At 31.9% G+C, this 20,196-nt stretch carries 17 protein-coding genes; 10 read left to right on the plus strand and 7 right to left on the minus strand.

Annotated features, from left to right (window positions below; all coding sequences use genetic code 11):
• Positions 1 to 282 precede the first annotated feature (282 nt).
• Entirely contained in the window at positions 283 to 864 is a 582-nt protein-coding gene (locus tag BFJ87_RS10260; protein ID WP_077403773.1) for a MiaE family protein, read from the plus strand.
• A gap of 2 nt (positions 865 to 866) precedes the next feature.
• Here BFJ87_RS10260 and BFJ87_RS10265 read toward each other — a convergent pair whose 3' ends face one another.
• From BFJ87_RS10265 to BFJ87_RS10285, 5 genes are all read right to left on the minus strand, one after another.
• The gene (locus BFJ87_RS10265; protein ID WP_077403776.1) at positions 867 to 1,763 is read right to left on the minus strand and encodes a Ppx/GppA phosphatase family protein; all 897 of its coding nucleotides are present in this window, start codon (positions 1,761 to 1,763) and stop codon (positions 867 to 869) included.
• Between the two features lie 10 nt (positions 1,764 to 1,773).
• Complete coding sequence (gene ppk1, locus BFJ87_RS10270; protein ID WP_077403779.1) at positions 1,774 to 3,849, minus strand: polyphosphate kinase 1; 2,076 nt, start codon at positions 3,847 to 3,849, stop codon at positions 1,774 to 1,776.
• Positions 3,842 to 4,327 carry a SixA phosphatase family protein gene (locus tag BFJ87_RS10275; RefSeq protein ID WP_077403782.1) on the minus strand — a complete coding sequence of 162 codons (486 nt, stop codon included), beginning with the start codon at positions 4,325 to 4,327 and terminating at the stop codon, positions 3,842 to 3,844. Before BFJ87_RS10275 ends, ppk1 begins: the two co-directional genes overlap by 8 nt.
• Positions 4,328 to 4,422: 95 nt before the next feature.
• Entirely contained in the window at positions 4,423 to 5,598 is a 1,176-nt protein-coding gene (locus BFJ87_RS10280) for a GlmU family protein (RefSeq protein ID WP_077403785.1), read from the minus strand.
• Positions 5,599 to 5,688: 90 nt separating this feature from the next.
• Positions 5,689 to 5,940: a type B 50S ribosomal protein L31 gene (locus BFJ87_RS10285; RefSeq protein ID WP_077403788.1), complete on the minus strand. Its 252-nt coding sequence runs from the start codon at positions 5,938 to 5,940 to the stop codon at positions 5,689 to 5,691.
• Between the two features lie 171 nt (positions 5,941 to 6,111).
• On the opposite strand from BFJ87_RS10285, the gene BFJ87_RS10290 reads away from it, so the two are divergent.
• From BFJ87_RS10290 to BFJ87_RS10320, 7 genes are read left to right on the plus strand one after another with little or no spacing between them, the layout of a single operon-like run.
• A complete protein-coding gene (locus BFJ87_RS10290) occupies positions 6,112 to 6,630 on the plus strand; it encodes a DUF4199 domain-containing protein (RefSeq protein WP_077403791.1) in 519 nt (172 codons plus the stop codon).
• A gap of 37 nt (positions 6,631 to 6,667) precedes the next feature.
• A complete protein-coding gene (locus BFJ87_RS10295) occupies positions 6,668 to 7,618 on the plus strand; it encodes a glycosyltransferase family 2 protein (protein WP_077403794.1) in 951 nt (316 codons plus the stop codon).
• 32 nt (positions 7,619 to 7,650) lie between these two features.
• Positions 7,651 to 9,360: a phospho-sugar mutase gene (locus BFJ87_RS10300; protein WP_077403797.1), complete on the plus strand. Its 1,710-nt coding sequence runs from the start codon at positions 7,651 to 7,653 to the stop codon at positions 9,358 to 9,360.
• Positions 9,360 to 11,189, plus strand: a complete 1,830-nt coding sequence (locus BFJ87_RS10305) for an ABC transporter ATP-binding protein (protein ID WP_077403800.1) — start codon at positions 9,360 to 9,362, stop codon at positions 11,187 to 11,189. Before BFJ87_RS10300 ends, BFJ87_RS10305 begins: the two co-directional genes overlap by 1 nt.
• Before the next feature lie 55 nt (positions 11,190 to 11,244).
• A complete protein-coding gene (locus BFJ87_RS10310; RefSeq protein WP_077403803.1) occupies positions 11,245 to 11,784 on the plus strand; it encodes an RNA polymerase sigma factor in 540 nt (179 codons plus the stop codon).
• A gap of 33 nt (positions 11,785 to 11,817) precedes the next feature.
• Positions 11,818 to 12,345 (plus strand): hypothetical protein, encoded by a 528-nt coding sequence (locus BFJ87_RS10315; RefSeq protein WP_077403806.1) that lies wholly within the window; start codon positions 11,818 to 11,820, stop codon positions 12,343 to 12,345.
• Complete coding sequence (locus tag BFJ87_RS10320) at positions 12,335 to 12,784, plus strand: hypothetical protein (RefSeq protein ID WP_139344232.1); 450 nt, start codon at positions 12,335 to 12,337, stop codon at positions 12,782 to 12,784. The genes BFJ87_RS10315 and BFJ87_RS10320 overlap by 11 nt, the downstream gene beginning before the upstream one ends.
• 11 nt (positions 12,785 to 12,795) lie before the next feature.
• On the opposite strand, the gene BFJ87_RS10325 is transcribed toward BFJ87_RS10320, so the two are convergent.
• Positions 12,796 to 13,827, minus strand: coding sequence for a WD40/YVTN/BNR-like repeat-containing protein (locus tag BFJ87_RS10325; RefSeq protein WP_077403812.1), 1,032 nt, complete (start codon positions 13,825 to 13,827; stop codon positions 12,796 to 12,798).
• Between the two features lie 282 nt (positions 13,828 to 14,109).
• Here BFJ87_RS10325 and BFJ87_RS10330 point away from each other — a divergent pair, with 282 nt between their 5' ends.
• Positions 14,110 to 15,321 carry an RsmB/NOP family class I SAM-dependent RNA methyltransferase gene (locus BFJ87_RS10330; protein ID WP_077403815.1) on the plus strand — a complete coding sequence of 404 codons (1,212 nt, stop codon included), beginning with the start codon at positions 14,110 to 14,112 and terminating at the stop codon, positions 15,319 to 15,321.
• 73 nt (positions 15,322 to 15,394) lie between these two features.
• On the opposite strand, the gene BFJ87_RS10335 is transcribed toward BFJ87_RS10330, so the two are convergent.
• Positions 15,395 to 15,829 (minus strand): hypothetical protein, encoded by a 435-nt coding sequence (locus BFJ87_RS10335; RefSeq protein ID WP_077403927.1) that lies wholly within the window; start codon positions 15,827 to 15,829, stop codon positions 15,395 to 15,397.
• Positions 15,830 to 16,509: 680 nt separating this feature from the next.
• Between BFJ87_RS10335 and purL the strand changes: the two genes are divergently transcribed.
• The gene (gene purL, locus BFJ87_RS10340) at positions 16,510 to 20,169 is read left to right on the plus strand and encodes a phosphoribosylformylglycinamidine synthase (RefSeq protein ID WP_077403930.1); all 3,660 of its coding nucleotides are present in this window, start codon (positions 16,510 to 16,512) and stop codon (positions 20,167 to 20,169) included.
• The last annotated feature ends 27 nt before the right edge of the window (positions 20,170 to 20,196 follow it).

Genomic DNA, 20,196 nt, shown 5'->3' on the forward strand with positions numbered 1-20,196 from the left:
ACCAAATAAAAACATTTAACAAATAGTACAAAATTGTTACTTTTTTCTACATTTTATTTCATTATTGGATGATTTATGTTACATTTAGGCTTTAATATAATTTTAACAAAAACACTTACCTTTGTAATTTATTACAATAACAAGCGTTTTTAAAGTATCTATTATATTTAAAATAACTAATCAACCAAAACCTTTAAAAGGCATATTTTCTACCTTAGAAAATATGTCTTTTTTATTTGCATCCAAATCAATATCATTATTTTTGCAACTTAAACAAACACTATGCTAGGCTTAAAACTACCTACAGACCCAAGATGGGTAAATATTGTAGAAAAAAATATAGATGATATATTAACAGACCACGCTTTTTGTGAGCAGAAAGCTGCTGCTACAGCAATATCTTTAATAGTTAGTTTTCCTGAGTACACAGAATTGGTACAAGAGATGGTTGCTTTAACCAGAGAAGAAATGGGACATTTTAAAATGGTTCATGACAAAATAATTGCTCGCGGAAATACCCTAGGTAGAGACCGTAAAGACCAATATGTTGTAGATTTATTAAAGTTTTTTCCTAAAGGAGGTAGCCGAACCACACAACTGGTGCACAGACTCTTATATGCTGCCCTAATAGAAGCTCGTAGCTGTGAACGCTTTAGATTACTTTCTGAAGAATTAGCCGATAAAGAACTGGCAGAATTTTACAGAAAACTAATGATAAGTGAAGCCGGACACTATACTATGTTTTTAAATTTTGCAAGGCAATACGGAGACCGTGATGAAGTAGACCAAAAATGGCAAGATTTGTTAGAGTATGAAGCTAACCTAATGAAAAACTTAGGGGCAACTGGTAATGTACACGGGTAATATTAAATTGACTCCTTATTTTTTTGGTACAAGGTTTTAATCATACCATCTGAAAGGCCTATTTTAGGCACATGTATTTTTTTAGCTCCAGACCACTTTGCTGATGATAAAAATACACGTGTGGCTGGTATAATTACATCTGCCCTATCTTGATTTAAACCTAGTTCAGAAACTCTATCTTCATAAGACATGCTCTCTAAAAAATGATACTGAGCATTAAGCCAAATATAAGATAAAGGTTCCCCTATTTTTCGGCCAGACATTTTATGTAGCTTATTTATATTACCACCAGAACCAATAATTGATACTTTAGACAAATCTCTGGTATATAATTTAATCCACTCTTCTAACTGATTCCAAACCTTTACACCTACCATATCATTTAACAACCTAACGGTTCCAATTTTAAAAGATTTAGATGCTACAAGTTTACCTTCAGAAAAAACAGTAAACTCGGTACTACCACCACCAACATCTATATACAAATAAGCTTGGTCATTATTTATTAATTCTTTTAAATCTGTAGACGCTATAATTGCTGCTTCTTTTTTACCATCTATAACTTCAATATTAACTCCCGCTTCGTCACGTATTTTTTCAATAACCTCATAGCCATTATTAGCTTCTCTAATTGCAGATGTAGCACAAGCCATATAACTTTCTACGCCGTTAACATTCATTAATAATTTAAAGGCTTTCATTGCATCTATCATACGCTCAACATTACGGTCAGATATTTCTCCTACAGTAAAAGAATCTTCACCTAAACGTATAGGCACCCTAACTAAAGAACTTTTCCTAAATTCGGTTTTTTTGTCTTTGGCTTCAATAATATTATGTATAAGCAACCTTATGGCATTAGAGCCAATATCTATTGCTGCAAGCTTAAAAATCTTCAAAATAAAAAATCTATTTACTTAATTTGGTCTTGTAATAATCATATAATTCAAACTGAGAACGCAACTCAGGAGCATCACTTTTACGATAAGCATTGTCTTGCTTTTCAGAAAAAATACGTGCTTTTAAATTATCGTTCCAAGAAATATCAAACGTATCTAGTAATTCTTTCTTTATATCTTCATCATAAATTGGGCATCCTACCTCTACTCTAAAATCCAAGTTACGTGTCATCCAATCTGCCGAAGAAATATAAACTTTAGGATTACCATTATTACCAAAAACAAATAACCTAGTATGCTCTAAAAACTTATCTACAACACTTATAGCTTGTATATTTTCACTCATTCCTTTTACACCAGGAATTAAACAACAAACGCCTCTTATAATTAGTTGTATTTTTACTCCAGCGTTACTAGCCTCATACAGTTTATCTACCATTTTGTATGATGTTAAACTGTTCATTTTTAATTTTATGTAAGCTTCCTTACCTGCTTTTGCGTTTTCAATCTCTTGATCTATTAACGCTTTAAAAGCATTTTTTGTATAATGAGGTGAAACAATTAAATGTTTATACTTATTAATTTTATAAGTTGTTTCAAAAAAATCAAAAACTTTGTTTAACTCTTTTAATATTGATGAGTGTGCAGTAAAAAGCGTATAATCCGTATAAATTTTAGCAGTAGACTCATTAAAATTACCTGTACTTATAAAGCCATAGCGCTTTAATTTGTCGTTTTCTTCTCTTTCTATTAAACATATTTTGCTGTGCACTTTTAAACCTGGAACTCCAAAAATAAGTTTAACACCTTCTGCCTGCAAAAGTTCTGCATATTGTATGTTTGCTTGCTCATCAAACCTAGCTTGTAACTCTATTTGTACTGTTACCTGTTTTCCGTTTTTTACTGCATTTATTAGTGATGAAACCACTTGAGAATTACTTGCAAGCCTATAAACAGTAAGTTTAATGGTTCTTACTTGCGGATCTAAGGCAGCCTCTCTTAAAAATTTAGTAATGTATGAAAATGTGTGGTAAGGCGTGTATTGCAAATGGTCTTTTACCGCAATTTGCTCTAAAATACTACCCTCAAAATTAAAATCTTTAACTAACAAAGGTGTTATTTTATCATACATAAGGTCTTTACGTCCTAAACTAGGAAACTTCATATAATCCCTGCGATTATGGTAAATACCACCAGGAATAATACTATCAGTTTCTTCAATCCCCATTTTTTCCATTAAAAAAGAAAGGGTGTCTTTTGCTATTCTTTTATCATAAACAAAACGAACGGGATCACTAATTTTACGATGCTCTACACTAGAAGATATTTTTTCTATAAAACTTTTACTTAAGTCGTTATCTATATCTAGTTCTGCGTCTCTGGTTATTTTAATCATATGAGCAGAGATAGATTTATACGTAAACATATTAAAAATATGACGTAAAGAGTACCTTATTAAATCATCTAGAATAATAATATAATTCTTATCTCCTTCTTTTGGAAGTACAACAAAACGATCTATATCTTTAGGTATTTCTATTAAAGCGTATTTATTTTCTGGAACATCTTCTACACCATCTAAACTTGTTAGTACCATTTTTATGGCTAAATAAGCAGCAGTATCTTTTAACAGAGGAAATTCGCGTAAATCATTTAAAACAATGGTCATTAAACGCGGACTAACTTTCTCCATAAAATAAGTTTTAATAAAAGCCGCCTGACTTTTACTAACTTCTTTTTCGTTAATAATGAATATGTTTTCTGATTCTAATTCTTTTTCAATATCACCAAGTATTTTTAAACTTTTGGTTTGTTGTTTAATTACAATTTTGGTTATTTCTTCTAGTAAATCTTTAGCTTTTTCTCCTCCTAAAACACTTTTTCCTGTTTTACCCGCATCTACAATGCGTTTTACAGTGGCGTAACGTACCTTAAAAAACTCATCTAAATTATTAGAGAATATTCCTAAAAAACGCAATCTTTCAATTAAAGGCACTTTAGTATCTGCACTTTCCTGTAAAACACGAGCGTTAAAACTTAACCAACTAATTTCTCTATTTATATATTGATTTTTTGACTTAATCATTCTTTAATTGTTTAGGAAAAATTACATTTTGCGTGCTACCCTTAGTAATAGCACCCCACTCTAAAATATTAAAACTTAATTCTACTAATCCAGATGTAGGAACATTCTCTATAACCTTATCTCCATACATATTTACAATATGTGTTAAGGCGTGGTTATGCCCAAAAATTACAACATTTTGCAACTTGTTATCTAATGACTTTATAAAATTAATAACGTGCTCTCCAGAAAAGTCATAAAGCTCATCATAAATACGCAGCTCACTAGAAGGAATATTTAAAACTCTTAAAAAAATATTACACGTATGTAAAGCTCTATTGGCGGGACTAGAGAAAACAGCATCTATTACCGGCTTATTAATTGCGCTTGCAACCAAATAAGCATCATTAATACCACGTTCTAACAAAGGTCTGTCTCTGTCTGAAACATCGTAATTCCAAGAGGATTTTCCGTGACGAATTAGGGTAAGTTTTTTCATTTAATTTTAATGCTACTATAGATTAAAAAATTAAATGGAAAAATACAAAAACTTATTAGATTTAACTTAAAGTATTAAGGGTTCTTAATTATTTTTTAATCTTTCCTCCATTTTTTAGTTTCCTCAAAAACGTGAGTCAGGATAGCTTCATCCTCTGCAGTAAACTCAACATTACGTCTAGCCATCATAATCTTAGCAGTTTCAAAAGCTTTTTTAGTACCATATGTTGTAAAACCAGATGCACCACCCCAACTAAAACTAGGTACAAAATTTCTAGGGAAACCAGGCACATAAATATTTACATTTACACCAACTACTGTACCTGTATTAAACATTGTATTTATTGCACTTTTACTATGGTCTCCCATCATTAAACCACAAAATTGCAAACCAGTTTGTTCAAAACTCTCACTTTCATAATTCCAAAGCCTAACTTTAGCATAATTATTTTTTAAGTTAGAGTTGTTAGAGTCCGCACCTATATTACACCATTCACCTAATACAGAGTTGCCTAAATAACCTTCATGACCTTTGCTAGAGTAACCAAATATAACAGAGTTACTTACCTCTCCACAAATTTTACTAAAAGGACCAATAGTGGTTGCTCCGTAAATTTTTGCTCCCATTTTTATTACTGCATTGTCACATAATGCTAACGGACCACGCACCATAGCACCTTCCCAAATCTCTGCGTTTTTACCTATATAAATAGGACCTTTGGTTGCATTTAACATACAGTACTCTACTGTTGCTCCTTCTTCAACAAAAATATTATCAGGATTTATAAGTGTATTTGTATCAGATACAGGAGCGCTTATACGCCCTTCAGTTATTAAATTAAAATCTGCTTGTAAGGCCTCTTCATTTTTAGAAAAAATATCCCAAGTTTTTTCAACCGTTATTACATCTTCTTCAAAATAAATTTCCTCATAAGAATTAAAATCTACTTCTTCTTGTGCTTCTTTTGTAAAAAAAGCAACAATATTATCTTTATGATATATAACTTGGTTTTCTTTTAAGTTGGTAATTAAAGTGACCAAATTAGGGTTTGGCAGGTATGATGAGTTTATCATTACATTCTCCTCTAGCTCTACCATTGGATGCTTATCACTTAAATAGTCTTCTGTAATTGTACTTGTAGTGCTTCCTAAAAACTTTTCCCATTTTTCTCTAATAGTAAGTATTCCTATTCTAATTTCTGCAACAGGTCTAGTATAAGTAAAAGGTAATAAAGCTGTTCTTGCGGCACCATCAAATAAAATGTAATTCATAAGACTAAAGTATTTTGTGTTAAACTAAAAAAGTCACGTTTCAAAATTAATTGAAAAGTGACTTTTAAAAATATTATTGAAAAGAAATTATTACTTAGTAAATTTCTTGTATTTGTTTTTAAACTTATCAATACGCCCAGCAGTATCAACTAATTTAGCCTTACCTGTGTAAAATGGGTGTGATGTTCTAGAGATTTCTAATTTTACTAATGGGTATTCAACACCATCAACCTCTAATGTTTCTTTTGTATTTGCAGTAGATTTAGTTAAAAATACTTCATCGTTAGACATATCTTTAAACGCTACTAATCTATAATTCTCTGGGTGTATACCTTTTCTCATTTTTTAAAACTTTAATTCTTCTAAATAAATTTAGCGGTGCAAAAATACGCTTTTTTATGAAAACCACAATACTTAACTAAAAAAAATAATAAAAAAATAAGCGGCATTTTTCTGTAACAAAAATAATAAAATGAATACATATAATATAACAACCAAAAAATATAAATTAATATGGAAGAGAATACACCAAAAACAGGAAAATATGCTTTAAAATACGGTTTAATGTTAGGCGGAATTAGTATTGCGTTTGTACTTATGTTATTTTCACTAGATATGCATTACCAAGGAGGCGCAATGGTTTTTTTAATTAGTGTTCTATTGTCTTTAGCTTTTATTATTATAGGTATGCTACAATTTAAAAAAGATAACGGAGGATTTATATCTGTAGGTCAGGCTTTAAAAGTAGGCGTAGGTATTAGCTTAATAGGTGGCATAATAGGCGTAATATTTAACCAAATACTGGCAGGCGTAATAGATCCTGATTTTATGACTAAAGCAACTGAATATCAAAAAGGAATGCTTTTAGAATCTGGCCTATCTATGGAACAAATAGAAGCTAACATAGAAATGTCAAAACCTTTTCAAACCCCAGTAATGCAAATCTTATTTGGTCTTCTTTATAGCATAGTTGCAGGATTTCTACTTTCATTAATTCCTGCATTCTTAATAAAAAAGCAAGAAACAATTTAGGAATTTGTACTTTTGAATATATTTTCAAGAGTACCCTATGAATTTATCTATTGTTATTCCTCTTTTAAACGAGGAAGAATCTTTAAAAGAACTACATGATTGGATTGTATCCGTAATGCAATCCAATCATTTTTTATATGAAATACTATTTATAGATGATGGTAGCACAGACAATTCTTGGAAGATTATTTCAGAATTATCTACTACTAACCCCAATGTAAAAGGCATACGTTTTTTTAAAAACTTTGGAAAATCACAAGCACTACACGCTGGTTTTAAAGCAGTAAAAGGTAACGTGGTTATTACAATGGATGCAGACTTACAAGATAACCCAGAAGAAATACCAGAACTTTACAACCTTATTATTAATGACGGTTACGACCTAATTTCTGGTTGGAAAAAAAAGCGATACGACTCTGTAATTGCAAAAAATCTACCTTCAAAACTATTTAACTGGGCTGCACAAAAAACTTCTGGAGTTAAACTTCATGATTTTAATTGTGGTTTAAAAGCTTACAGAAAAGAAGTTGTTAAAAACATAGAAGTATCAGGCGAAATGCACCGCTATATACCTGTACTTGCTAAAAATGCTGGCTTTACTAAAATTGATGAAAAAGTTGTGCAACACCAAGCACGCAAATACGGAAGCACAAAATTTGGTATGGAACGTTTTATAAATGGCTTTTTAGATTTAATAACCATATGGTTTTTATCTAAATTTGGAAAAAGACCTATGCATTTGTTTGGTGCTTTGGGCGCACTAATGTTTGTTATTGGTTTTGGTTTTGCTCTATATTTGGGTATAGATAAACTATTTCTTAATAAATTTGGCAGGTTAATTACAGAAAGACCACAATTTTACATCTCTTTAACCGCTATGGTTATGGGCAGTCAGTTATTTTTAGCCGGCTTTATAGGAGAAATTATTGTACGCTCTAAAAAAAACGAAACAAGATATTCTATCTCTGAAGAGTTAAATATCAACTAAATTATATTGTACCACTTAAAAATATACTAAAAATGAGTTCAATTTTAGATACCGCAAAAACTTGGCTTACTACTACTTTTGATACCGAAACAAAAACAAAAGTAGAAGATTTAATAAAAAACAATACAGAAGAACTTAATGATAGTTTTTACAAAAACTTAGAATTTGGTACTGGTGGTATGCGAGGGGTAATGGGTGTTGGTACAAACCGAATTAATAAATACACCTTAGGTAAAAATACCCAAGGAATAAGTAATTATCTAAAAAAAGTATACCCTAATGAAGATTTAAAAGTTGTTATTGCTTACGATTGTAGACATAATAGCGATACACTTGCTAAAACTGTTGCAGAGGTTTTTTCTGCAAATGGCATTAAAGTATTTTTATTTTCTGACCTAAGAACAACACCAGCATTATCTTTTGCCGTAAAGCACCTAAATTGCCACGTTGGTATTGTACTAACAGCATCTCATAATCCTCCTGAATATAATGGCTATAAAGTATACTGGACAGATGGCGGACAGATTGTACCACCACAGGACAAGGAAATTATTACAGAAATTAACAAATTAGATTTTAGTGAAATTAACTTTAATGCAGACGAAACTAAAATTGAATTAATAGACATAGAAGTTGATGAAGCATTTTTGAGTGCATCTGTAAAAAACGGAAGTTTTAATGCTAAAGGAAAAGACAATTTTAAAATTGTTTTTACATCGTTACACGGTACGTCTATAACTGCTGTGCCCGAAGTTTTAAAACGTGCGGGTTATACTAATGTTACCATTATTGAAGAGCAAGCTAAACCAGATGGTGATTTTCCTACGGTTGTTTCTCCTAACCCAGAAGAACCAGAAGCATTGTCTATGGCTATAAAAAAAGCAGAGGAAATTGGTGCCGATATGGTTATTGGTACAGATCCAGACTGTGACAGACTTGGTATTGCTGTTCGTAATTTAGAAGACAAACTAGAGCTACTAAACGGCAACCAAACTATGGTTTTAATGACCAAGTTTCTTTTAGAACAACGTAAACAAAAAGGGTTTACTGGAGATGAGTTTATTGGTTCTACTATTGTTTCTACACCAATGATGAATAAGTTGGCAGACCAATACAATGTAGAGTGCAAAACTGCATTAACAGGCTTTAAATGGATAGCTAAAATGATAAAAGACGCACCAAACCAATATTTTGTTGGTGGTGGCGAAGAAAGTTTTGGTTTTATGGTTGGTGACTTTGTTAGAGATAAAGATGCCGTAACCTCTACTCTACTGGCTTGTGAAATTGCTGCAAATGCAAAAGCTAACGGCAGTTCCTTTTATAAAGATTTAATAGATACATATGTAGATTGTGGTTTTTACAAAGAAAAACTAGTGTCTTTAACTAAAAAAGGAGCTTCTGGTGCCCAAGAAATTAAGCAAATGATGGAAGATTTTAAAAACAATCCAGTAACCACAATAGATAATTCTAAAGTAGAATGGATTGAAGATTACAATACATCTATTGCCAAAAATATAATTACTGGAGAAGAAAAGGAAATTACTATTCCTAAATCTAATGTACTTATTTATATAGCTGAAGACGGCACAAAAATGGCTGCAAGACCAAGTGGTACAGAGCCAAAAATAAAATTCTATTTTAGTGTTAATACCAACTTATTTACAGCGGCAGATTTTACAGCTAAAAACGACGAATTAGAGCAAAAAATAAGCAGAATTCTAAAAGAACTCAAGTTAAATTAATGAAATATTTTAAAAAAATACTAGTATATGCAAAGCCTTACAAAAGCTATGCAATTCTAAATATTATTTCTAACATTTTTTACGCTTTATTTAGTACGCTAGCAATGGTATCTTTATTTCCTATGCTATCTGTATTATTTGGACAAACAGAATCTATTACTGTTGCGCCAGAATGGGCAGGCATTACAGAAATTAAAGATTATACTATAGACTATTTAAACTATTACATAACGCAAAATGTTGGTAGTGGTAACCAAGGCGATGCACTAATGCTAATGGTTGGCTTGGTTATAGGTATGTTTTTCTTAAAAAACTTATTTGGCTATTTAGCTATGTATTTTATTGCTTTTTTAAGAAACGGTGTTTTAAAAGATTTAAGAAATGCTTTGTATGATAAAACCGTAGAACTACCAATATCTTATTACTCAGAAAAAAGAAAAGGAGATACTATTGCCCGTATTACATCTGATGTTTTAGAAATTCAACATTCATTTTTATCTGTGTTAGAGTTAGCCGTTAGAGAGCCACTTACTATAATTTTTACCATTGCAATGATGGTTGCTTTTAGTGCAAAGCTTACCATTTTTGTATTTATTTTTCTTCCTATTTCTGGTTTTATAATTTCATTAATTGGTAAATCGTTAAAAAAGAAATCTGATAAAGTACAGAAAGAACAAGGTACCTTTTTATCTATTTTAGAAGAAACCTTAGGAGGTTTACGTGTAATTAAAGCTTTTAATGCAGAACAAACTTTTGCTAGTACCTTTCAAAAATCAACCAACAGATTTTTTAAATTCTCTAACAGTTTATTAAACAGACAAAACTTAGCTTCGCCCGCTAGTGAGTTTTTAGGCATTGGTGTTATTGGTATTTTACTTTGGTATGGCGGACAAATGGTTTTGGTAGAAAAAAGTATAGAACCAGAACTTTTTATTACCTATATGGGACTTGCGTACCAAATACTTACACCTGCTAAGGCCATAAGTAAAGCATCATACGGTGTTAAAAAAGGTAATGCTGCAGCAGAACGTGTATTAGAAATTTTAGAAACCGAAAATCCTATTGCCGAAAAAGAAAACGCAATTGCTAAGGAAGAATTTAAAAATAACATCACTCTAAAAAATATCTCTTTTAAGTATGAGGATGATTACGTGCTTAAAAACTTTAATTTAACAGTAAACAAAGGAAAAACCGTAGCACTTGTTGGTCAGTCTGGTAGTGGTAAAAGTACCATTGCAAACCTAGTTACACGTTTTTATGATGTAAACGAAGGTGAAATTGCTATAGATGGTGACAACATAAAAGACCTTACTAAAAAATCACTCAGAAACTTAATGGGCTTGGTTACACAAGATTCTATTTTATTTAATGACACCATTAAAAACAATATTGCTTTAGGCAAAACTAATGCTACGGATGAAGAAATTATTGAAGCCGCTAAAATTGCTAATGCTCACGACTTTATAATGGAACAACCTAATGGTTATGATACCAATATTGGCGATAGCGGAAATAAATTAAGTGGCGGACAAAAACAACGTTTATCCATTGCACGTGCGGTACTTAAAAATCCACCAATAATGATATTAGATGAGGCCACTTCTGCTTTAGATACAGAAAGTGAGCGTTTAGTACAAGACGCTTTAGAAAAAATGATGCAAAACAGAACCTCTATTGTAATTGCCCACAGGTTATCTACAATACAAAGTGCAGATACTATTGTTGTATTACAAAAAGGAGAAATTGTAGAGCAAGGTACGCACGCAGAGCTTACAAATAATAATAATGTCTACAAAAAACTAGTAGATATGCAATCTTTTGACATTTAAGAATAAACCAATTACACGTTAAAAAGTCAAAATACTAAATTAATTACAATTTTTGATGACCGAAGAAACTTTAGTACATCAGCTTAAAGAAAAAAACTCGCAAGCAAAAGCTTTTGAGGTTCTTGTTGATACCTACAAGGAAAGGTTATATTGGCACATACGTAAAATTGTACTTAACCATGATGATGCTGATGATGTATTACAAAACACCTTTATAAAGGTATTTAGAAATATTGATAAATTTAAAGGAGACAGCAAACTATTTTCTTGGATATACCGCATTGCCACAAATGAATCTCTATCATTTTTAAAAACAAAATCTAAAATGCTTGGGGTTACAAGTGAAGAATTGCAAGAATTATTATTAGAAAATTTGCAATCTGATGTTTATTTTGAAGGTGACGAAATACAATTAAAGCTACAAAAAGCAATTAGCACGTTACCTGAAAAGCAAAAATTAGTATTTAATATGAAATATTTTGACGAATTAAAATACGAAGAAATATCAGATATACTAGGCACTTCTGTTGGTGGTTTAAAGGCATCATACCACCAAGCAGCAAAAAAAATTGAAAATTATTTAAAAAGCAATTAAACCATTTAGAGTATTGAGAGTCAAATTATAAGTATGAAAAGCCTACCAAAAAATAGCGGATTTAAAATGCCAGAGTCTTATTTAGAAAACTTCTCTGATAAACTGAATAATTCTATTACTCAGCAACAAAATGCTATACCTAAAAAAGAAGGTTTTACCGTACCAAATAATTATTTTGACAACATACACCAAAATATTCAAACCAAACTAAACCAAAAAACAGAACCTAAGGTTATAAAACTAAACTCTTTTAAAAAGAAACTATACGCAGTATCTAGTATTGCTGCTGCTATAGCTATTTTAGTTGCTGCTGTAGTTTTTAACAACGGTTCTACTCCCGTAACTTTTCAAGACATAGCTGCCTCAGACATTGAAAGTTATTTTAATGAAAATGATATAGAATTCTCTACCTACGACTTAGCACAAATATTACCTATGGATGATATTAATGTGTCTGATGTTACAGAAGGAGAATTTTACGAAGATGAAATTATGAACTATTTGGAGTCTAATAATAGTATAGACATACAAGATATTTATTTTAATGAAAATGAAGAATAAAACCCGTAACATAGTAACTATTTTGTTTTTTTTAATAGGAACAACGTTTTTCTATGGACAAAATAACGATTGGGAAAAAATTAAATCTTTAAAGGTTGCTTTTTTTACAGAACAGCTAGAACTTTCTAGTGATGAAGCAAAAGGTTTTTGGCCTGTTTATGATGATTTTGAAAAAGAACTTCATAAACTCTATGATGATAGAAGAGAGCTTAAAAAAAAGTACAACTACAACAACCTATCAGAAAAAGACTCTAAACATTTACTAGAAACTTATTTAGAGTTTGAAAAGCAAAAAGTAGAAATTACTAAAAAACACTATGCCAAAATTAGCAAAGTGTTAAGCTACAGAAAAACATACAAACTTGCTCGTTTAGAAGAAGATTTTAAACGCAGGTTAATACGTGAATATAGAAATAAACATAAAAAAGGAAAGCAATAAGCTTTCCTTTTTTATTTCTTAAATATTAATTGTGCTATTCTGTCTTTACCTGCTGCATACGCAAGAGTATCATTAACAAACCTAATTGTATAAAAACCTTCTTTAGACAACTCTTTCCACGTTTGCCCTTTATCACTAGAATATGCAATACCTGTAAACCCTACAGCTACTAGTTCATTACCATTGCGCTTTGGCACAAATTGCACACAACTTTTATAATCTGGTTCTTTTCCATCTGCAACTAAGCTCCAGGTTACACCACCATCTGTGGTTATTGCTTTATTTTTAATGTTTTGTTCTGGCTTTGTAAAATCACCTCCAATAGCAAAACCTAAATTTTCGTTATAAAAATCTAAAGAAAAAATTCCGTGTGTTTCTCCCAAACCTGTCATTGGTACACTAAATACATCCCAAGTAGCTCCTTTATCTGCAGAATAAAAAACACGACCTTTGGTGGTAGCTATCCAAGTTTTATCTCCTATAATTTTAATGTTGGTATTGCTAGCTGCAAAAGCACCTTCACCAGCAATACCTTCTGGTAAATTATTACACGCAATCTTATTCCAACTACTGCCACCATCTCTAGTAATAATAACAGACAAGCAACCATCTACACTATCGCCAATAGCAATACCTTCATTAGCATTCCAAAAACTAATTGAATCATAAAAAACACCATCACCTTTTTCTGTATAAACCAATTCCATTTTTCCGTTTTCACCTGTTTTATATAATAATGCAGGGTTAGTTACAGATAACATAAAAAAATCTGCTCCGGTTGTACCAACAGCTCTAAACTCAGGTAAAATAGTATCGTATTTTTGTACATTGGTAATTACCTTGTTTGTTTTTAAGTCTACAGAGCCAAAAACACCATTACTCCCAGCAAAACCAATACTACCATCTAAAACTTCTATAGCCCTAATGCTAACATTTTTAGTGTAAACGTCTTTTACTACAACAGAGGTAAAAGGTTTAACCTCATTTTTTTGTTCACAAGCAAAAAGGGTTAAAGCACAAATTGCTACTACTAATTTCTTCATTTTCTTCTAATTTTGTGTATTCTACAAATACTTTACATTATAAGTATTTACTATTTAAATACGTAGATACAGCCTAAAATAGCTATTTACACATATATATTTCATCAAAAATAAGCGTATTCCTTTCTAAAACAATACCTTTGCAGCCATATTTTTTCTAGAGTAATTATTAGTGTTTTTTCATTTTAAAAATAACACTACATAAATTTAAAAATTATAGCCATTCTAGTTAAAGCTTTTGATACAAAGACTCCTAGAAAATAAAAACAATAAAAGGTAGAAATGAAATTACACAGAAACTTAGTATTTGCAGTTATAGACGCACTTAACCTTATTTTTAATGAAGATGAATATGCAGATAAGGTTGTAGAAAAAGTTTTAAAATTTGATAAACGTTGGGGATCTAGAGATCGTGGTTTTATTGCAGAAACCACGTATGAAATTGTACGCTGGAAAAGATTATACACAGAAATTGCCGAAGTTAAAGCACCATATAGCAGACCTAACTTATTTAGAATATGGGCAGTTTGGGCTGTTTTAAAAGGCATAGAATTGCCAGACTGGAAACAAATTGAACCAACGCCTACACGCAGAATTAAAGGAAGGTTTGATGAATTGTCTAAAATTAGAAAATTTAAAGAATCTATACCAGATTGGATTGATGAAGTTGGAGAAAAAGCTTTAGGTGATAAAAAGTGGACAAAAGAAATTAACGCTTTAAATAAACAAGCCGAAGTAGTTTTAAGAGTAAATACTTTAAAAACAACAAAGGCAAACTTACAAAAAGCTTTATTAGAAGAGAATATAGTTGCCAATCCTATAAAAGGATATCCAGATGCTTTAACACTTACAGAAAGAGCTAATGTTTTTAGAACAGAGGCTTTTAAAAACGGTATGTTTGAAATGCAAGATGCATCTTCACAATTAGTGGGTCACTTTTTAGATGTTAAACCAGGACAACGTGTTGTAGATACTTGTGCTGGTGCAGGAGGAAAAACTTTACACATTGCAGCCTTAATGGAAAACAAAGGGCAATTAATTGCTTTGGATATTTATGGCAACAAATTAAAAGAGTTAAAAAGACGTGCAAAAAGAGATGGGGCCCACAATATTGAAACTAGGGAAATAGACTCTACCAAAGTAATTAAAAAACTGTACAACAGTGCAGACCGAGTGTTAATTGATGCTCCTTGTACTGGTCTTGGTGTACTAAAACGTAATCCAGATGCTAAATGGAAATTACAGCCAGAATTTTTAGATAAGATTACAAAAACACAACAAGAAATTTTACAAAGCTATAGTAAAATAGTAAAATCTGGAGGAAAACTGGTATATGCCACTTGTTCTATTTTACCACAGGAAAACAACGACCAAGTTATAGCATTTTTAGCCTCAGAAGCTGGTAAAGATTTTACATTAGAAAAAGAAGATAAAATATTTGCATCCGATTCTGGTTACGATGGTTTTTATATGGCTTTGTTACAAAAGAAATAAAAAAAACACTCATATAAATAAAAAAGTCGGCTCTAACCAGCCGACTTTTTCGTTCCCAAATACAAATTATCAATTATAATCCAATCCTAACGCTAGGTACCCTAACGCCAACATTAGTCCGTACTACAGTTGAGCGTCTTGGTGCTCTTCTGTAATTATTGTAGCTATAGTAATACGTTGTGTGAGTATGGTAATAATCACTATGGTGACAATGAGAATCACAATGTGCAGCGTGTTCTGCATATGCATCTCTCTTACCCTTCATATACGCTCTATATGCCTTTCTATCTCTTTTCTTTAAGTTTTTCTCATATGCTTTTTGGTCTTCCCAAAATTCTTCCTCATCTTCTACAGCTATTTCTGTAGACTGCTCATATGCAGCATCTTCTTTTGCTCTTTGTTCATAATAAGATAATTTTTCCTTTTCAGTTACTTCTTTTTCCTGAGCCATCATTGTAAATGACATAGCCAATAAAACTGTCGATAATAAAAAATGTAGTTTCTTCATAAAATTTGGTTTTAAAATGTTATCACAACTATCAATAATACCGTAATACACTCTTAAAACAATTAACACTAAAAAAACCCTACTTTATTTTTTAAAAAAATTATCTACCACATAAGTAGCTTTACAAACAACAACTATTTAATGGTTTACAACATATAATTTATAAAACAAGATATTGGCAATACATTAGCAGTATAATTAGTCAGAATAAATTTTTCATTTTCATATAGTGTTCTCGTAAAAAGAGTCTTGTTTTTGCCAACAAGACTCTTTTTCATTTATAAACAATTAAAAAACAGAGTTTTATCAATATACAAACACCAATAAAAAAACATCACAACATAAATTGCTTAACAAACAACAACTATACAATGGTTTACAACATATAGTTTATAAAACTAAATATTGGTAATACATTAGCAGTGTAATTAGTCAGAATAAATTTTTCATTTTCATATAGTGTTCTCGTAAAAAGAGTCTTGTTTTTGCCGACAAGACTCTTTTTCATTTTAATTTCTTTTAAACACAAACTAGTCATTTCTTTAGTAAAGAATAAAGTGTAAACTGGACATAGAAGAAATTAACAATCACCACTAAAAACTGTTAACTATTCTTGTGAAAATTTACACTTAAAAAGTGTAAATTTGTGGCTTGTTAAACAAAACAACACAAGAGCTACAATGATTCACTTTTTCGGAGACCAAACCAGCAAAGTTTTTGCTGTAGAAACCAAAAATAATCTTACACAGGAAGATATTTCTAAATTAATATGGCTTTTTGGCAACAATACTAAAATAAATGCGGCGTCTCTTGACGCCTTTTTTGTTGGCCCAAGAGCAGCAATGATTACTCCTTGGAGTACCAACGCTACTGAAATTACCCAGAATATGGGTATAAAGGGCATTATAAGAATTGAAGAATTTTTTGCATCTACAGCAGAGGCAAAAGATTTTGATCCAATGATATCTCAAAAATATACTGCTTTAACTCAAGATATTTTTACAATAGCTATTTCTCCTAAAGAAGTTTTACCTATTGATGATATTGCAGCCTATAACCAACAAGAAGGCTTAGCTCTAAGCAACGAAGAAGTTGAATACTTAGAAAGCGTAGCTACTAAAATTGGCAGAAAACTAACAGATTCTGAAGTTTTTGGTTTTAGTCAAGTAAACTCTGAACACTGTAGACATAAAATTTTTAACGGCACATTTGTAATAGACGGACAAGAGAAACCTTCTTCTCTATTTAAGTTAATAAAAAAAACATCTCAAGAAAACCCGGGTACAATTGTATCTGCTTATAAAGATAATGTTGCATTTATTAAAGGCCCAACGGTAACACAATTTGCTCCTAAAACAGCAGATAAACCAGATTTTTATACCGAAGAAGAATTTAATTCTGTTATATCATTAAAAGCAGAAACTCACAATTTCCCTACAACCGTAGAGCCTTTTAATGGTGCTGCTACTGGTTCTGGAGGCGAAATTAGAGACAGGTTAGCTGGCGGAAAAGGTTCTTTGCCTTTAGCTGGTACTGCGGTTTATATGACATCTTACTCTAGGCTAGAAGAAAACAGACCTTGGGAAAAAGCTATGGAAGAACGTCCTTGGTTGTACCAAACACCAATGGATATTTTAATAAAAGCATCTAATGGGGCATCAGATTTTGGAAACAAATTTGGGCAACCATTAATTACTGGTTCTGTTTTAACTTTTGAACACCAAGAAGATGCTCGCAAACTTGGGTTTGACAAAGTTATTATGCAAGCTGGTGGTATTGGTTATGGTAAAGAAAACCAAGCCTTAAAAGACGAACCTAAAGAAGGTAATAAAATTGTTATTCTTGGTGGAGACAATTACCGCATTGGTATGGGTGGCGCTGCTGTATCTAGTGCAGACACAGGTGAGTTTGCTTCTGGTATTGAGCTAAATGCAGTGCAACGTTCTAACCCAGAAATGCAAAAAAGAGCAGCAAATGCAATACGTGGTTTGGTAGAAAGTAATGAAAATCCAATTGTTTCTATTCACGATCACGGTGCAGGCGGACACTTAAACTGCTTATCCGAACTTGTTGAAGATACAGGTGGACATATAGATTTAGATAAACTACCTGTTGGCGATCCAACACTTTCTGCTAAAGAAATTATAGGTAATGAGTCTCAAGAACGTATGGGACTTGTAATTGGTAAAGATGATATGGGCTTACTAGAGCGTATTGCAGAGCGTGAGCGTTCTCCTATGTACCAAGTTGGTGAGGTTACAAACAACCATAGATTTACGTTTGAGTCTAAAACCACGGGAGAAAAACCTATGGATTTAGCTTTAGAAGATATGTTTGGGAGTTCTCCTAAAACAATAATGACAGATAAAACTGTTACTCGTAATTACCAAGATGCTAGTTATTCATTAGAGTTTTTTCATGATTATCTAGAGCAAGTTTTACAATTAGAAGCCGTTGGATCTAAAGATTGGTTAACAAACAAAGTAGACCGTTGTGTTGGTGGCCGTGTTGCCAAACAACAATGTGCAGGCCCATTGCAATTACCACTTAACAATTGTGGTGTTATGGCGTTAGATTTTAAAGGTAAAGAAGGTATTGCAACTTCTATTGGGCACTCTCCTATTTCAGGATTAATAGACCCAGCTGCAGGTAGTAAAAATAGTATTACAGAAGCTTTAACTAATATTGTCTGGGCTCCTTTAAAAGATGGTTTACAATCTGTTTCTTTATCTGCTAACTGGATGTGGCCTTGTAAAAACGAAGGCGAAGATGCACGTTTGTATGAAGCTGTAGAAGCTGTATCTGAATTTAGTATTGCTTTAGGCGTTAACGTACCAACAGGTAAAGATTCGCTTTCTATGAAGCAGAAATACAAAAATGAAGAAGTTATAGCTCCTGGAACCGTAATTATTTCTGCTGCTGCAAACTGTAACAATATTAACCAAGTAGTAGAGCCTGTTTTACAAAAAAACAACAATGCTATCTACTATATAAACCTATCTAAAGACAATTTTAAATTAGGTGGTTCTTCTTTTGCACAAACACAGAACAAAATAGGAAATAGTGCACCAAACGTTACGGATGCTGCTTACGTAAAAACAGTATTTAACACATTACAAGACGCAATAAAAGCTGATAAAATTAACGCCGGACACGATGTAGCCTCTGGTGGTTTAATTACAACTCTACTAGAAATGTGTTTTGCAGATGTTAATTTGGGCGCTAACTTAGACCTATCTGCTTTAGGCGAAGAAGACACTATTAAATTATTATTTGCAGAAAATGCTGGTGTTGTTTTTCAGGCAGATGCAAGTACAGAAACGCTATTTGCAAACGCTGGTGTAACTGCTATTAAAATTGGTTCTGTGGTTGAAGAAGCTACATTAACAATAAAGAATAACGGTATGGAAATGGGCTTAAACGTAACCTCTTTAAGAGATACGTGGTCTAAAACATCATACTTATTAGATAGTAAACAAACGTCAAACAATTTAGCTAAAGACAGGTTTAACAATTATAAAAACCAACCTTTACAATACACTTTCCCTGCAAACTTTACGGGTAAATTACCTGTAATAAACGGAGAAAGACCAAAGGCAGCTATTTTACGTGAAAAAGGAAGTAACTCTGAACGTGAAATGGCAAATGCAATGTATTTAGCTGGTTTTGATGTAAAAGATGTACATATGACCGATTTAATATCGGGACGTGAAACCTTAGAGGATATTCAGTTTTTAGGAGCCGTTGGTGGTTTTTCTAATTCTGATGTGCTTGGTAGCGCAAAAGGTTGGGCTGGTGCCATTAAATACAATGAAAAAGCCAACAAAGTAATAAACAACTTCTTTAAAAGAGAAGACACTTTATCTGTTGGTATTTGTAACGGTTGCCAATTGTTTATGGAATTAGAACTAATTAACCCTGAGCACGAGCAACACGGAAAAATGACGTATAATGATTCTCATAAACACGAGAGTAACTTTACATCTGTAAAAATTGAAGAAAACAATTCTGTAATGCTTTCTACTTTAGCAGGCACTACATTAGGCGTTTGGATTAGTCACGGTGAAGGTAAATTTAGCTTACCACAAAACAAAGAAGACTACAATATTGTTTCTACTTATGGTTATGAGGGTTATCCTGCAAATCCTAACGGTAGTGATTTTAATACTGCTATGTTGTGTGATAAAACAGGAAGACACTTGGTTACAATGCCACACATAGAGCGTTCTACATTCCAATGGAACTGGGCAAATTACCCAACAGACCGTAAGGATGAAGTTACACCTTGGTTAGAAGCATTTACAAATGCCAGAGAGTGGATTTTAAAACAAAAAGGATAATATTGTTTTTTAAATTATAAAGTAAAA

It is taken from the genome of Cellulophaga omnivescoria, assembly GCF_001999725.1.
In the GTDB taxonomy this organism is placed as follows: domain Bacteria; phylum Bacteroidota; class Bacteroidia; order Flavobacteriales; family Flavobacteriaceae; genus Cellulophaga; species Cellulophaga omnivescoria.

Bases quoted from the DNA above. Each gene is read 5' to 3' on its own strand.
- BFJ87_RS10260 (WP_077403773.1), top strand. From the start codon at position 283: ATGCTAGGCTTAAAACTACCTACAGACCCAAGATGGGTAAATATTGTA.
- ppk1 (WP_077403779.1), bottom strand. From the start codon at position 3,849: ATGATTAAGTCAAAAAATCAATATATAAATAGAGAAATTAGTTGGTTA.
- BFJ87_RS10275 (WP_077403782.1), bottom strand. From the start codon at position 4,327: ATGAAAAAACTTACCCTAATTCGTCACGGAAAATCCTCTTGGAATTAC.
- BFJ87_RS10280 (WP_077403785.1), bottom strand. From the start codon at position 5,598: ATGAATTACATTTTATTTGATGGTGCCGCAAGAACAGCTTTATTACCT.
- BFJ87_RS10285 (WP_077403788.1), bottom strand. From the start codon at position 5,940: ATGAGAAAAGGTATACACCCAGAGAATTATAGATTAGTAGCGTTTAAA.
- BFJ87_RS10290 (WP_077403791.1), top strand. From the start codon at position 6,112: ATGGAAGAGAATACACCAAAAACAGGAAAATATGCTTTAAAATACGGT.
- BFJ87_RS10295 (WP_077403794.1), top strand. From the start codon at position 6,668: ATGAATTTATCTATTGTTATTCCTCTTTTAAACGAGGAAGAATCTTTA.
- BFJ87_RS10300 (WP_077403797.1), top strand. From the start codon at position 7,651: ATGAGTTCAATTTTAGATACCGCAAAAACTTGGCTTACTACTACTTTT.
- BFJ87_RS10305 (WP_077403800.1), top strand. From the start codon at position 9,360: ATGAAATATTTTAAAAAAATACTAGTATATGCAAAGCCTTACAAAAGC.
- BFJ87_RS10310 (WP_077403803.1), top strand. From the start codon at position 11,245: ATGACCGAAGAAACTTTAGTACATCAGCTTAAAGAAAAAAACTCGCAA.
- BFJ87_RS10315 (WP_077403806.1), top strand. From the start codon at position 11,818: ATGAAAAGCCTACCAAAAAATAGCGGATTTAAAATGCCAGAGTCTTAT.
- BFJ87_RS10320 (WP_139344232.1), top strand. From the start codon at position 12,335: ATGAAGAATAAAACCCGTAACATAGTAACTATTTTGTTTTTTTTAATA.
- BFJ87_RS10325 (WP_077403812.1), bottom strand. From the start codon at position 13,827: ATGAAGAAATTAGTAGTAGCAATTTGTGCTTTAACCCTTTTTGCTTGT.
- BFJ87_RS10330 (WP_077403815.1), top strand. From the start codon at position 14,110: ATGAAATTACACAGAAACTTAGTATTTGCAGTTATAGACGCACTTAAC.
- BFJ87_RS10335 (WP_077403927.1), bottom strand. From the start codon at position 15,829: ATGAAGAAACTACATTTTTTATTATCGACAGTTTTATTGGCTATGTCA.
- purL (WP_077403930.1), top strand. From the start codon at position 16,510: ATGATTCACTTTTTCGGAGACCAAACCAGCAAAGTTTTTGCTGTAGAA.